We start from the raw sequence: 13,131 nt of genomic DNA, 5'->3' as shown, positions 1-13,131 counted from the left end.
GAAGGGCAACAAGTGCTACGAACTGTGGCGCTATGTTGAAGGCACGACTGTTTACGGCTCTCTGTTTACGGTCAGCCGCAGTGGCGTGCAGGCCGGGTTCAGCGCCGAGCGGTCATGGTTCAGGGTTGCGCCGAATCCGCTAGTGAGTGGTTGGGCAATGGTGCGCTACAGCCTGCCCAAGGCCGGGCCGGTGACGGTGACTGTCTTTGATGTTGCCGGCCGGTCGGTCCAGCGGCAGACGCTTGTGGCGAACAAGGCTGGTGCGGTTGCGCTTGACCTGCGCAAGCTAGTGTCTGGCGTGTACCTTGTCCGGCTTGATGCCAGTGACCTGAGCCAGACCCAGAAGCTCGTGGTGCAGAGATAGCATAGTTCTGACTTACCGGGCTCATCCGACAGGTCAGAGAGGAAGTAGCAGGGGCGGCGCAAGCCGCCCCTGTGCCGTAGGAGCCGCGTTCTGACCCGCAGCGAAACGACGCTCGCACCGGCAGGTTCCAACCCGGCCCAAACTCCGAGTTCAGAACTCCTAATTCAGAACTTTCTCCACACTCCGAGTACGTGAGTCCCTTCAGGTAGACAAACCAGCGTACTACAAAGGTCGGGATGTTCCGGTATCGAACGCCCAGCAATGCTTGACACATAGGTAGTGGTTCTTAGTATTGGCTGTCGTGAGGCGTCACGATAAGAAGCCTTTGGCCCGGCACGACCGGTGCTGCCCGAAGGCGAAACGATAAGGAGGATAGATGAGAATACGCATCGGTCTCAGCATGCTGCTCGTAGCGACGTTCGTTGGCCTTGTTCCAGGGCTGGCCACAGCCGGAGCGGCAGACGACAACAGCTTCTTTGTGTCCGGCCAGGTTGGCGGTGGACTCAACCTCGGCGAGGGCGGCGGGTTTGGCCTAAACCTTGCGCCACGGGTGCTTTACTTTCCGGTGAAGAGCATCGGGGTAGGCGGAGAAGCAGGCTTCGGGTTCTACAGCGAGAGCAATTACAGCTCTCTGGACCTGGCAATCGGGCCCAGGGTTGCCTACTTCCTCAAGTTCGAGCGCCGGCGCTACCCGAGAAGCTGCTGTCTTTCTCCGTGGATGGGTTCGGACGCGATGTGGATGCCGTATGGCGGACTTTCGATCCTGTTCCTGATGCGTTCGAGCAAGTTCGGCAACACAACATCGAGCGCAACCGGGTACCGGGCGCGAATCGGTGCCGGCGTCGCACCCCGCATCGGAGACCGGGGCACTGCTTTCCTTGAGCTCGGGTTCGAGACATCCAAAATGTCGGGCGGGGGATCTGTACACTCGGGTTCGACCGGCAGCAGAATCTACCTTGAGGGCGGGTTCGGAGCTTTCCTGTTCCGTTAGCTCTGGGCCAGAATCACTTGTCGGTCTCCGGAAACGGAGACCGACAGTTTCTTCAAGTATCCGCTTCTCTCCTGGCGGTCGCGGGTCTTGGTTCTGGTCTCCTTGACACTTCTGGACTGACCTCCTATACTTCGGCCATGCCTGGTCCGGAACGCTCAACAAGTCGGTCCCAGACTCCGGACGGCCTGTGGCTGCGCTGCGAAGGCTGTTCAGAAATCCTCTACCGTAAGAGTCTTGAGTCAAACTTCTTTGTCTGCACCCGGTGCGGCCACCATTTCCGCATCACTCCGGAGCAGTACATCGCCATCATCCTCGATCACGCCACGTTCGAGGAACTGGATGCAGACCTGTCGCCGACTGACCCGCTTGAGTTTCCCGGATACCTTGAAAAGCTAAGAGAGTCCCAGGCCAAGACCGGCCGGCGCGATGCATTCGTCTACGGCCGGGGCAGCATTTCCGGCATTCCAGTCGTTTTTGGCGTGATGGACTTCGGGTTCATGGGTGGTTCGATGGGCTCGGTTGTTGGCGAGAAAGTTGCGCGCGCAGTCCGGCTTGCCCGCACTGAGCGCCGACCACTCGTAATCGTCGCCACCTCAGGCGGTGCGCGCATGCAGGAGTCAATGCTTTCACTCATGCAGATGGCCAAGACCTCGGCCGAGCTCGCTCTTCTAAGAGAAGCCAAAGTGCCTTTCATCTCGGTTCCGGTTGACCCCTGTACCGGCGGCGTGTCGGCATCATTTGCCATGCTCGGCGATATCAACATCTCCGAACCCGGAGCACTCATCGGATTCGCCGGCCGCCGGGTAATCGAAGGCACCATTGGCGAGAAATTACCGGCTGGCTTCCAACAGGCTGAGTTTCTTCTCAAACATGGTTTCCTCGACATGGTTGTACCACGTCGCGACCTCAAAGACACGCTCGCAAAGATACTAGGCATCCTGTGGCAGGCAAAGACCGAATGAACCGAACTTTGGTGAGACACCACAGACAATACGGAATACCGGAGCAGGGCTCACCCCGGACTTTTCTCCTTGTCTTCCCGATTCTGCTCCGTCTGCGTCACCTGCCACATTGGCTTTTTGCGCTGCCGTGAGCCGCATTCTACTCAAGGACCTGACCAAGACCTTTGACCGGAACGTGGTTGCCGTTGACCACGTTACCCTTGAGGTGAAGGACACGGAGTTCTTCGTCCTTGTCGGCCCTTCGGGCTGTGGCAAGTCAACGGTCCTTCGCCTTATCGCTGGCCTCGAAGAAGCTACCTCCGGAGAAATCTACATCGGCGAGCGGTTGGTCAACTCGGTCGAGCCCAAGGATAGAGATGTTGCCATGGTATTCCAGAACTACGCGCTTTACCCGCACATGAGCGTGTACGACAACATGGCATTTGCTCTGAAATTGAGAAAGGTACCGAAGCCTGAAATCAGAAAGCGGGTGCTTGAGGCGGCAGCGGTCCTGGGCATCGAAAGCCTGCTCGAACGCAAGCCCGCGGCGCTTTCCGGCGGCCAGCGCCAGCGGGTCGCAGTTGGTCGCGCCATCGTCCGCAACCCCAGGGTGTTCCTGTTCGATGAACCGCTCTCCAACCTCGACGCCAAACTCCGGGTCGGCATGCGGGCCGAACTCGCAAGACTCCATCAGCGGCTTGAGACGACGGTGTTCTACGTAACCCACGACCAGGTTGAAGCAATGACCCTGGGCCAGCGCATCGGCGTAATGAAGGACGGCAGGCTTCTCCAAGTCGCAGACCCCCTGACGCTCTACAACCGGCCGGTCAACCGGTTTGTGGCCGGCTTCATCGGTTCGCCACCGATGAATTTCCTCGAAGGCCGGCTCGCCCAGAACCCGCTCCGCTTCGTTCATCCCTCCTTCACGCTCGAACTGCCACCAGCACTTGCCGGGCCGCTTGCGCCGGTCGGAACCGGCCCGGTCATCCTGGGCGTGCGGCCCGAAGATGTCCAGATTTCGGCTTCTCCTTCCATTCGCGCCGGGGTCGAGGTCGCCGAACTAATGGGCAACGAGAACATCCTCTATCTGCAACTCGGCGGAAGTTCGCTGATTGCCAGAGTAGCGCCGCGCTACGCGCCGAAACCCGGCACCGGCGTTGACATTAGCTTCGACCTATCCCGGCTCATTTTCTTCGACCCTGCGACCGAAGCCGCGCTCACCGGCTAGCCACGCACAAGCAACCAGGCCAGCACTCCGGCAAAAACAAGCGCTGGCAGCATGTTCAATACCTTTACCTGTTTGATTTCCAGAAGGTTGATGCCAAGCCCGATAAGCAGAAGCCCGCCGACCGCGCTCACCTCGTTCACGACCGGCCCAGACAGTGCCTTCTGTGCCGCTGCAGCAAGCAGACTGAGCCCGCCCTGATACACAAGCAGCGGAATCACCGAGAATACCACCCCAATCCCATATGCGGCGGCCAAGGCCACCGCAGCAAACCCGTCGAGTACGGACTTGGCAAGCAAGAGGTTAGGCGCCTTGCCCATCCCTTCCTCCATCGCGCCCAGGACCGTCATCGAACCCATACAGAAGAGAAGAAAAGCTGCGACCATCCCCTCGGCAAACCGGTCTGGCCGGCCGTGCGCTTGCACATCATCACTCGACTGCCCGACTGTTCGGCCACCTGGCCACCTCAGCTTCAGCCAATCACCGAGACGGACAAGATGTCGGTCAATGTCAATAAGCTCGCCCGCAATCGCGCCCGGCACAATGCTGAAAACAACAACAAGCCAGTTTGCGGTCTTGATTGCCATACTGACGCCGATTGCCAGTGAGAAAAGACCGATGCCCTGGAATGTGATTCTTGTCAGCCTTTCGGGTAGCCTTGCGCGGACAACAAGACCGATGACGCTACCGGCAATCACGGCTCCGACATTCACCAGAGTACCGACCATTTGGCTTCAATATACTGGTAAACCACTGTCCGGCAATAGCGGACAGTTCTTCATTCTTAATAGGGAATTAGTCGGTGGGCTACCGGCACGGGCACAAGAACTGGCCATTCCCAGCCCGGTGCATCAGACCTTGGTTTGCAGAGCCGTGAGCCAGGCCGCGGGAAGAACCGTTTGCTGAGCTCCTCAAGCTGCACCCGGTGGAACAACAGGCGAGGAAGCTTGCCCTGCCACTGCCCGACCAACAGGACAGGCCGCTGCCCCGGCAGCAAGGCAAACGGCTTGGACCGCTTCCAGGGTGACACCGAGGCAAGTACCTTGGACCGCAACCAGAAAGGCGACGAGCCAGGCCGCAATGCAGACTGCGAGGACAACGGCTGGCACAACAGCCAGCCAGACCGCAAGCCCGGCGGCCTGAACCGCAACTTGGGAATCAATAAGACAAACTACCTGGGTAGCACCAGGATGGACGCCGACCCAAGCGACCAAGCAGGCGACCAGGGAAAGAACGAGGACAACAGCCGTTCAGACAACTACCCAAACTACGTGTAGAACCACCTGGTAGATGACCCCCATGTATCCATTCTCCAGATATCAGGTCGCGGGCAACTGATTGAAAAACCAGAAATTGTGATAATGCCTTATGGCAAGAACCTGTTCCGGGTCAAAGTTGATCCCGGTTTACCTCCAGGTAAACTTAGTGTGGGCGACTCATGGCTGCGGACACAGCTCGAAAACGCTCGGATGCGGCTATCAGGTTGGGTGCGGCTTTACGCGCGTTGCGCAGGCGAGCGGGCCTGAGGCAGGCAGATGTTGCCAAACTGATGGGCAAAACAGGCAGAGGCGCAAAGACCATTGTGTGCCGGCTAGAAAATGGATACTACGAACAGCCGAAAAAGGATACGCTCGTCCGATACGCCAGGGCCTGCGCCGCGGGCCCGAACGAGATTGCCAGTATCCTGGGTCTGAGCGAAACTATTGCTAAACCACTCGCACCTACTCCCCCTGCCGCAAACTGTCCCATCCAGACCCAGGCCCAACCACAAGTGCGGATTGAACCGCAGGTCACGGCTGGCAGCGTGCAATCGCTGATTCAGGAAAAGAAACCGAAGAAACCAAGAAGGCAGAAGACACGGGAACAAGAATTGGCGGTAATTGAGCGACAAGCACAGCGTCTATTCGGCCAGACAATGCTTGAAGCGGTACTCTACGACATCCTGAAATCAGGTCTGCCTCCCGAGGCTGTGCAAGAACAAAAGGCTCTGGCTGAACACGGCCGCAAGACATTCAAGCTATTGGCCCGGACCCGTCAGTCCCGGCTCCGCCTGCGCGAAAAGACGCTGGAGTGTAAGGGAATAACACCAGAGCAGGTAAAGCAGGTCGAGGAAATCATCAGCCGGCTGTTCAGTGCAATGGAGGAAGCTGGCGACCTGGACCGCCGGCCTTCAGTTGACCCTGAGCAGGTCTTGGCCGGCATCCAGAAGCTCGTGCCACCACACAAGGCCGAGGACCGCATCATGGACGAACTGCGCCAGGAACTGGCAAAATGGGCCAGCGCCAGAGACGCGGTCACACACCAGATCAGAGCTGAGTACGCAAAGCTGCTTACCGAACAAGGCCTGACCGCAGACCAGGTCAACCGGCTTTGCTTCAGTCTGCTGTCATTCTGCACGATAGCCGAGGAAAATCCGGATAAAGAAACGCGGCAGCAAATGGCCCAGGAACTTGCGGCCCGGGCCAGAACCGAAGCGACAAAGCAACAGCTCCTCAGCATGGCCGAGTACGTATTCCGGCGCTGGGACGAACTGAAGACCCAAATACCGCCAAGACCGCGGGCGCTCCAGGGAACACAAGGATGAACTCTCAGTTCAGAAAGCGGAACGCAGCACCCAGACCTCCAATCGGTCTGGCGGAGAATGCTGAGAGAGTACTGGCCCGAATCGAGCAGAAGGATGAGAGAGTAATGGTGTTTGGCATGAATCAGATTCAGGCATGGCCGCTGGTCGAACCGATAGTCCGCCAGACTGTTGACGCGGCCGGCGTGACCGTGGTGGTACGCAACAGCTACTTTGCCTTCGGCCGCGAGCTGACCCGACTGTTCCGCACTCTTGCGGGCAACACGCTTGTGTGCAGCATAAGGCGACTGTTCTTGAAGTGGAAAATGTTTGGGCTTGACCCGGCCATTCTGCAGCAACTGTTCCTCGCCTGCTTTGACCAGCTGTTCCGTCTGCCGCCTTCAGCCGTCCCCTTGCCCCAGCCATTGCTGTCTACGAACAGAAGAACGAAAATCAAGTCGCGTAAACACCAGCCCGGACGCAGGCATAGAACCTATGCGCAGGCGCTGGCCCGCGGCAAGGGAACCAGGGCCAGGTCTGGCACTGCCCAGGAGCAGGTGGCAAGGCACCGTGCCGGAGCCAAACGCCAGCGCCAGGTCAGCGCCACAACCCGTGCGGTGCTCACCGGTTTCGGCGTGCCGATGCGCTTGTTCGTTCGGTACAACGCGGTTGCGCTCAAGCTCGACCGACTGGTGCGGCTCAGGACCGCCAAAACCCTCGAACGTCTTGCCCTAGACCTGATCGAGCGGTACGCAGCAGAAGGTCTGGACGAGCGGGTTCTACTCGCCCTGTACCGCCGCATCGCCGGCATTGAACCGCCCGCTGATGCCAGCTATTGATTAGTCCTGAGAAATCCGTATAATACTGCTTCTGCGTCAGGGTCCGGTAAACATAACCTTGACAGAACATTGTAGTTGTGTATAAAGGACGTTACGAATGAAGCTGTCTGTGCAAAACAAAGCAACGGTCACCCGTAACTGGCACCTTATTGATGCTAATGGCAAGGTGCTGGGCCGGGTAGCCTCAGCCGTGGCCTGGCTGTTGATGGGCAAGCACAAGCCGACCTATACTCCGCATGTTGACGCTGGCGACCACGTCGTGGTGATAAACGCCAGGGGTATCCGTGTGACCGGCAAGAAGCTGACCGACAAGGTCTATTACCGTCACACGATGTATCCCGGCGGTCTCAAGGCACAAACCTACGGCCAGATGCTCGAGAAATTTCCAACCCGGCCTCTGGAGCTGGCCGTGAAAAGGATGCTACCCAAGAACCGGCACCAGCAGCCGCGCCTGAACCGGCTGCACATCTACCTCGACGAAAAGCACAATCACCAGGCACAGAATCCGCAACCAAGAGCAATATGAACGAGACATTCTTCGCCACCGGATCGCGCAAGACCGCAACCGCTCGCGTCTGGCTTGTTTCCGGCGGCAGTGAAACAACGGTCAATGGCCGGACCTGCGAGCAGTACTTTGGCCGGGCCGACCTGGTCCGCAATGCCCTGGCTCCACTTTCGGTTACCGGCACCCGGGCTCAGTTCGGCCTGCGCGCGACCGTGGCTGGCGGTGGCCTGTCGGCCCAGGCAGACGCGGTTGCGCTCGGCGCGGCCCGGGCACTCGTCGCGTTCAACGCCGAGTTCCGCAAGCAGTTGAAGGATGCGGCGCTGCTCAAGCGCGACCCGCGCGAAAAGGAACGCATGAAATACGGCCTTGCAAAGAGGAGGAAACGGTTCCAGTGGACCAAGCGATAGACTTGAAAGCGATGCTCGAGGCCGGCCTGCACTTCGGCCACCGTTCCCGGCGTTGGAATCCGAAGATGAAGCCTTACATCTTCGGCCGGAAGAACGGCATCTACATCATTGACCTCGAAAAGACGGTCGAACGGATGCGCATCGCCTACGATGCGGTCCGCAATATTGCCGAGGCCGGCCAGGACCTGCTCTTCGTCGGCACCAAACAACAAGCCCGGCCGATAATCCAGGAAGAGGCAGCCCGGTGCGGTGCATTCTCGGTCACCGAGCGCTGGATCGGCGGACTCCTGACCAATTTCGAAATCGTCTCGAAGCGTATCACCCGGATGGCCGAACTGGAGCGGATGATTGCCGACAACGACTTCGGCGATGCCACCAAGAAGGAGGCTCTGCTCCTCCAGCGCGAGTACCGCAAGCTTGCCAAGATGTTCTCCGGCGTCAAGGATATGGACCGCCTGCCAGGCGCCGTGTTCATCGTTGACCCGGTACGCGAGGAGACCGCACTGGCCGAGTGCCGCCGGATGAAGGTACCGGTTGTTGCCCTCATTGACACCAACGGCGACCCAGAGCTTATTGACTACCCAATTCCCGGGAATGACGACGCGCTCCGTTCAATCCGGCTTGTCGCCAGCATGATTGCCAACGCTTTCATGGAGGGCCGCAAGGAACACGAACCGGAACGTACGGAATCAAGCCCTTCAAGCCCGACCGCGGAGGGACAATGAGCCAGCCACTTGACCGGGTAAAGGACTTGCGTCAGCGTACTGGCGCAGGCGTCATGGACTGCAAGACCGCGCTGGAACAGGCTGGTGGCGACATTGACAAGGCGATCGAGATCCTGCGTACCAAAGGCATCGCCAAGGCTGCCAAACGGGCTGAGCGGCCGACCAGCGCCGGCGTGGTTGACGCCTACATTCACCCGGGTGAACGCCTGGGTGTACTCATCGAAGTCAACGTTGAGACTGACTTCGTGGCCCACAATCAGGAATTCCGTCGTTTCGTGCGTGACCTCGCACTGCAGATTGCCGCGGCCGACCCGATTGCGATTGACCGCGAAGGCGTGCCGGCCGAAGTCATCGACCGGGAAAAGCGCATCTATGAAGAGCAGGCGCTTGAATCCGGAAAACCGGTCAAGGTCGTCGAAAAGATTGTCCAGGGCAAGCTCGAGAAGTTCTACGCTGACGTGTGTCTGCTCGAGCAACCTTTCGTCAAGAACCCAGAACTCACCATCGGCGACTACCTGAAGGAGCAGATTGCCAAGTTCGGAGAGAATATCCGCGTAAAGCGATTTGCCCGTTTCAAGGTAGGTGAGTAGCAGCCTGAAACGTGCCCGGCACTACAACCGGGTTCTTCTGAAACTGTCCGGCGAGTGCATGGCCTCGCCGGAACTGCTTTCTGGAGTCGTGCGTCAGCTTGCCCATGCTCGTCGGCTCGGTGCAACACTTGCGGTCGTTGTCGGCGGCGGGAATATTGTCCGGGGCCGCGACTACGGTAACCCTGAATCTGGCACCCAAGGCTCAAGCTCCAGCACCGGTCTGACCCGTGTCGCCGCTGACCGAGCCGGAATGATCGCTACGGTAATCAACGGCATCCGGCTGTCCAAAACCCTTCCGGTTCCGGCCACCCATCTGTGCGCGTTCGGTATTCCGGGCATGGTCGAGCACTACACCGTGGAACGGGCACAGGCAGAACTGGCTGCTGGTCGGATAGTAGTCTTGTCCGGTGGTACCGGCAACCCGTACTTCTCGACCGACTCGGCTGCGGCGCTGCGTGCGGCTGAGCTTGGCGTCGAGCTTCTGATGAAAGCGACGAACGTTGCCGGCGTTTACTCGGCCGACCCCAGGCAGACGAAAAACGCCCGACTGTATCGCCGACTGAGCTACGAACAGGCCCTGGCCGCCAGGCTCGCGGTCATGGACCTTCCGGCATTTGCGCTCTGCATGGAGTGCCGGATTCCAATTCGGGTGTTTGACTTGTCCCGGCCACGCGCTATTATCGAGATAATTCAGGGGAAAGAAATCGGGAGTTACATATGCTAGAACAGGTCTATCGTGATTTTCGGGCCAAAATGGCCAAGACGGTTGAAGTCCTCGAGGCTGAATTCGCCCGTATCCGCACCGCCCGCGCCAACCCAGCCATCCTTGATGGCGTGCGCGTGAACTACTACGATACACCGACCCCGCTCAAGCAATTGGCGAGCATCTCGGTGCCCGAACCCAGACAACTTGTTGTTCAACCCTGGGACCGAACCATCCTGCCCGAAATCGAGAAGGCAATTCAACGGGCTGAGCTTGGTCTGAACCCCAAGGTCGAGGCCAACCTCATCCGACTACAGATTCCTCCCCTTACTGAGGAGCGACGTCGGGAACTGGTCAAGCTGTGCGGCAAACTAACCGAGGACGCACGGGTCGCAGTACGCAACCTGCGCCGCGAAGCCAACGAGGCCGTAAAGAAACTCGAAAAGGACAAGAAGATATCTGAGGACGACGCCAAGGCCGGTTCGAAGAAAATCCAAGAGTTCACCGACGAATACATCCGCAAGCTCGACGAACTACTGAAAAAGAAGGAAGCCGAAGTCCTTGAAAAGTGACGCCTGAAGAAAGGAGGGCGTCATTCCAAACGGAGCAAGAAGGCCCACCCGGCCGGCCCCAAGGCTGCCAAACAGGACATGTTTGTCAGCACAGCATCCTGTGACCAAGACTGACAACCCGCGTATTCCCCGCCACGTTGCTATCATCATGGACGGCAACGGTCGCTGGGCCGCGCGGCGTCACCTGCCACGAACGATTGGCCACCGCCAGGGTGTCAAGGCGCTACACAATACTGTAGCCGCCTGCTCCGACCTCGGGGTCAAGTACCTTACGGTGTACACCTTCTCCACCGAAAACTGGCAGCGGCCACCGCGCGAGGTGAGAAACCTAATGACGCTGATGGCCCGGTCAATAGATGCGGAACGACCCGGGCTCATGAAAAACAACGTTAGGGTTCGCACGATCGGTCGCGCCCAGGACCTTCCTGCTCCGGTCAGAGCAAAACTCGAACAACTGATTGCCGACACCGCGGCTAACACCGGGGTCGTCTTTACCCTGGCTATCAGCTACGGTGGCCGGGCTGAAATCATTGACGCCTGTCGCCGGGCGGTCGCGGCCAGAATTGCGCCGGATTCAGAGGAAGACTTCAGACAACTGCTCTATGACCCCTCCCTCCCGGACCCGGACCTGCTCATCCGCACCGGCGGCGACCAGCGGATTTCCAACTACCTGCTCTGGCAACTGGCCTACACCGAACTGTACTTCACTGACACGCTCTGGCCTGATTTTGGCCGCAAGGAACTTGCAGCTGCAATTGAGGAATTTAGCCGCCGCCAGCGGCGGTTCGGTCGGGTATGAAAGACACTGGCTTGTGGGGCAGAATCCTGTTAGGCACGCTCCTCGCTGCCGCAGTGTTCTTCATCGTCATGCTCGGGCCTCTTGAAGTAGTTACCCTTGTTACTGCGGCCTGGTCCGTACTCGCAACATTCGAGTTTGTCCGCCTGCTTCGTACTGCCGGTGTTGAAGTGGACCCCTGGCTGCTCGGAATCCTTAATCTTTCGGTAGCAGTCGCAGCCTGGCTCGGCTGGCTGCCTCACTTCCTGCTTGCGCCGATTGCCGTTGTTCTCATCACCGCGGTCACGCTCCGCACTCCCAGGCCGCGCATTCCGGTATATGGCGTCTTCACCATCGTTTACCTCGGCTTTCTGCCTGCTCACCTCATCCTGCTCCGCCGGGTCTGTCCGATTCACACCGAACACGTATGGCTCGCGATGTTTCCCCTGCTTCTGACCTGGCTCAATGATACGGCCGGCTGGGGTATCGGCAAGCTCTGGGGCCGACGCCAACTATCTCCTAACCTGAGCCCGAAAAAGACTTGGGAAGGCTTCATCGCCGGACTAGTGGCTTCAGCCGTATTCGCTGCTATTTTCCTTATGCGGTTCCAAGTGTTCGCAAGCCGCCACTGGTTGCTGCTTGCCTTGTTCGGCATCGGACTTGGTGCACTGGCCCAGGCCGGAGACCTATTCGAGTCAATCTTCAAACGTGCGATCGGTGTCAAGGACAGCTCAGCCATACTCGGCGAGCACGGCGGGTTCCTCGACCGGGTTGACAGTCTCCTGTTTACCATCCCGGCGTGGTACTACCTGCTCCGGTACTACCTTCCGTGAGACTCACCGACCCGGTATTCGGCAGCCAACCCACGATTAGAGTCGAGTACGTCGCCTTTGACTCCCACGGCGTGAAAAGCATGTGTACCCGTATCTCCACACCCGATGTCTGCGTCACGATTGACCCCGGCGCGTCGGTCGAGTCAGCATCCTTCCCTCTGCCTGAACCAAGACGTCGGGAACTCGCCAGCCGCTACGAACAAGCTTGCCGTTTCTCCTCAGCATCTTCTCAAGCCATAGTTATATCGCACTATCACCTAGACCACTTCCTTGACCAGCGGGCAGCCGAAGTGTACGGTCGGAAGGTACTCTTCGCCAAGTCGCTCAAGGACCTCCCGCCGAAACAACTCGCCCGGGCCGAACGTTTCTTCAGCTCCATCAGCGGCCTGCCCGAAGAAATCGTCTGGGCCGACAACAGGAGATTCAAGTTCAAGAAGACCGAAATCGCCTTTCTGGGACCGGTCTGGCACGGCAAGCATGATGCCGAGCCCGGCACCGTGCTCATGACCGAAATCCGAAGGGGCCGGGACAAGGTCCTTATCACCTCGGACGTCTCCGGCCCGGTCGAAAGAGAAACCACTGACCTCGTCTGCGCGGCCCGAGCCCAGACCGTGGTGCTCGACGGCTATCCGACTGCAACCCTCAGCCAGTCCGGTCCTGACTACGGACTCGTGCAGAGTATTGTCAACGTCTGCCGTATTCTCGCCGAACCTGAACTCAAGACCCTGGTAATTGACCACCACATGGCCCGCGACTACCGCTACCCGGCGTTCTTCAAGATTGCCTACGACAAAGCCCGGGAACTCAAGAAGCAATTAGGCACCGCGGCCGAACTCACTGGCCGCACCAGCATGGTCCTTGACGGCCTGAAAAACTATGGTCCGACCAAGTGGCATCGCTGGTTCCCACTTGACCCCAAGACTGCCCGCAAAACACTCGAAACGGCGGTCGCCCAGAAAAGAACAACCGAAGACTGGCTCGTGGCCTTTGACCGCTGGATAGGCTGAGCCGCTACCACCCGGTCACAGCGAATCCTGGGTCACTCGGTCCGACGCGGCTGAGACCTGGTGCAGCCCGCTACTCGAGTCCTCTCACTCGGAC

General features: G+C 59.0%; 17 protein-coding genes. 16 read left to right on the top strand and 1 reads right to left on the bottom strand.

Going from position 1 to position 13,131, the window contains the following annotated elements; all coding sequences use genetic code 11:
• The 4 genes from ABIL25_04900 to ugpC all read left to right on the top strand — a co-directional run.
• Positions 1–364: T9SS type A sorting domain-containing protein (locus tag ABIL25_04900; GenBank protein ID MEO0081616.1), on the top strand; the 364-nt coding region annotated here is incomplete at its 5' end.
• A 376-nt stretch (positions 365–740) separates the two neighbouring features.
• Positions 741–1,355 carry a hypothetical protein gene (locus ABIL25_04895; GenBank protein ID MEO0081615.1) on the top strand — a complete coding sequence of 205 codons (615 nt, stop codon included), beginning with the start codon at positions 741–743 and terminating at the stop codon, positions 1,353–1,355.
• 137 nt (positions 1,356–1,492) lie between these two features.
• Entirely contained in the window at positions 1,493–2,317 is an 825-nt protein-coding gene (gene accD, locus ABIL25_04890) for an acetyl-CoA carboxylase, carboxyltransferase subunit beta (protein ID MEO0081614.1), read from the top strand.
• Between the two features lie 127 nt (positions 2,318–2,444).
• Positions 2,445–3,524, top strand: a complete 1,080-nt coding sequence (gene ugpC / locus ABIL25_04885; GenBank protein MEO0081613.1) for a sn-glycerol-3-phosphate ABC transporter ATP-binding protein UgpC — start codon at positions 2,445–2,447, stop codon at positions 3,522–3,524.
• Here the strand turns inward: ugpC and ABIL25_04880 are convergent.
• Entirely contained in the window at positions 3,521–4,249 is a 729-nt protein-coding gene (locus tag ABIL25_04880; protein ID MEO0081612.1) for a DUF554 domain-containing protein, read from the bottom strand. The two genes, ugpC and ABIL25_04880, sit on opposite strands and share 4 nt — an antisense overlap.
• A gap of 279 nt (positions 4,250–4,528) precedes the next feature.
• Between ABIL25_04880 and ABIL25_04875 the strand changes: the two genes are divergently transcribed.
• The 12 genes from ABIL25_04875 to ABIL25_04820 all read left to right on the top strand — a co-directional run bounded on the left by ABIL25_04875 (position 4,529) and on the right by ABIL25_04820 (position 13,037).
• The gene (locus ABIL25_04875; GenBank protein MEO0081611.1) at positions 4,529–4,798 is read left to right on the top strand and encodes a hypothetical protein; all 270 of its coding nucleotides are present in this window, start codon (positions 4,529–4,531) and stop codon (positions 4,796–4,798) included.
• 161 nt (positions 4,799–4,959) lie between these two features.
• Positions 4,960–6,105 (top strand): helix-turn-helix domain-containing protein, encoded by a 1,146-nt coding sequence (locus tag ABIL25_04870; GenBank protein ID MEO0081610.1) that lies wholly within the window; start codon positions 4,960–4,962, stop codon positions 6,103–6,105.
• On the top strand, positions 6,102–6,920 hold the full coding sequence (locus tag ABIL25_04865) for a hypothetical protein (protein ID MEO0081609.1): 819 nt from the start codon (positions 6,102–6,104) through the stop codon (positions 6,918–6,920). The genes ABIL25_04870 and ABIL25_04865 overlap by 4 nt, the downstream gene beginning before the upstream one ends.
• A 97-nt stretch (positions 6,921–7,017) precedes the next feature.
• Positions 7,018–7,446 (top strand): 50S ribosomal protein L13, encoded by a 429-nt coding sequence (rplM, locus tag ABIL25_04860; protein MEO0081608.1) that lies wholly within the window; start codon positions 7,018–7,020, stop codon positions 7,444–7,446.
• Positions 7,443–7,832 carry a 30S ribosomal protein S9 gene (rpsI, locus tag ABIL25_04855; protein ID MEO0081607.1) on the top strand — a complete coding sequence of 130 codons (390 nt, stop codon included), beginning with the start codon at positions 7,443–7,445 and terminating at the stop codon, positions 7,830–7,832. The genes rplM and rpsI overlap by 4 nt, the downstream gene beginning before the upstream one ends.
• Positions 7,817–8,557, top strand: coding sequence for a 30S ribosomal protein S2 (gene rpsB / locus ABIL25_04850; GenBank protein MEO0081606.1), 741 nt, complete (start codon positions 7,817–7,819; stop codon positions 8,555–8,557). The genes rpsI and rpsB overlap by 16 nt, the downstream gene beginning before the upstream one ends.
• Positions 8,554–9,147, top strand: coding sequence for a translation elongation factor Ts (tsf, locus tag ABIL25_04845; GenBank protein MEO0081605.1), 594 nt, complete (start codon positions 8,554–8,556; stop codon positions 9,145–9,147). Before rpsB ends, tsf begins: the two co-directional genes overlap by 4 nt.
• On the top strand, positions 9,140–9,871 hold the full coding sequence (gene pyrH, locus ABIL25_04840; GenBank protein MEO0081604.1) for a UMP kinase: 732 nt from the start codon (positions 9,140–9,142) through the stop codon (positions 9,869–9,871). The genes tsf and pyrH overlap by 8 nt, the downstream gene beginning before the upstream one ends.
• Positions 9,865–10,422, top strand: coding sequence for a ribosome recycling factor (gene frr / locus ABIL25_04835; GenBank protein ID MEO0081603.1), 558 nt, complete (start codon positions 9,865–9,867; stop codon positions 10,420–10,422). Before pyrH ends, frr begins: the two co-directional genes overlap by 7 nt.
• A 100-nt stretch (positions 10,423–10,522) precedes the next feature.
• Positions 10,523–11,221, top strand: coding sequence for a polyprenyl diphosphate synthase (uppS, locus tag ABIL25_04830; GenBank protein ID MEO0081602.1), 699 nt, complete (start codon positions 10,523–10,525; stop codon positions 11,219–11,221).
• Positions 11,218–12,030 (top strand): phosphatidate cytidylyltransferase, encoded by an 813-nt coding sequence (locus ABIL25_04825; GenBank protein MEO0081601.1) that lies wholly within the window; start codon positions 11,218–11,220, stop codon positions 12,028–12,030. Before uppS ends, ABIL25_04825 begins: the two co-directional genes overlap by 4 nt.
• A complete protein-coding gene (locus tag ABIL25_04820; protein MEO0081600.1) occupies positions 11,997–13,037 on the top strand; it encodes an MBL fold metallo-hydrolase in 1,041 nt (346 codons plus the stop codon). The genes ABIL25_04825 and ABIL25_04820 overlap by 34 nt, the downstream gene beginning before the upstream one ends.
• Positions 13,038–13,131: the final 94 nt, after the last annotated feature.

This window comes from candidate division WOR-3 bacterium (assembly GCA_039801365.1).
Classification (GTDB): Bacteria; Hydrothermota; Tepidihabitantia; order Tepidihabitantales; family Tepidihabitantaceae; genus JBDRUN01.
The sequence above is the reverse complement of the archived record's forward strand: the minus strand, read 5'-3'. Positions and strand labels throughout refer to the sequence as shown.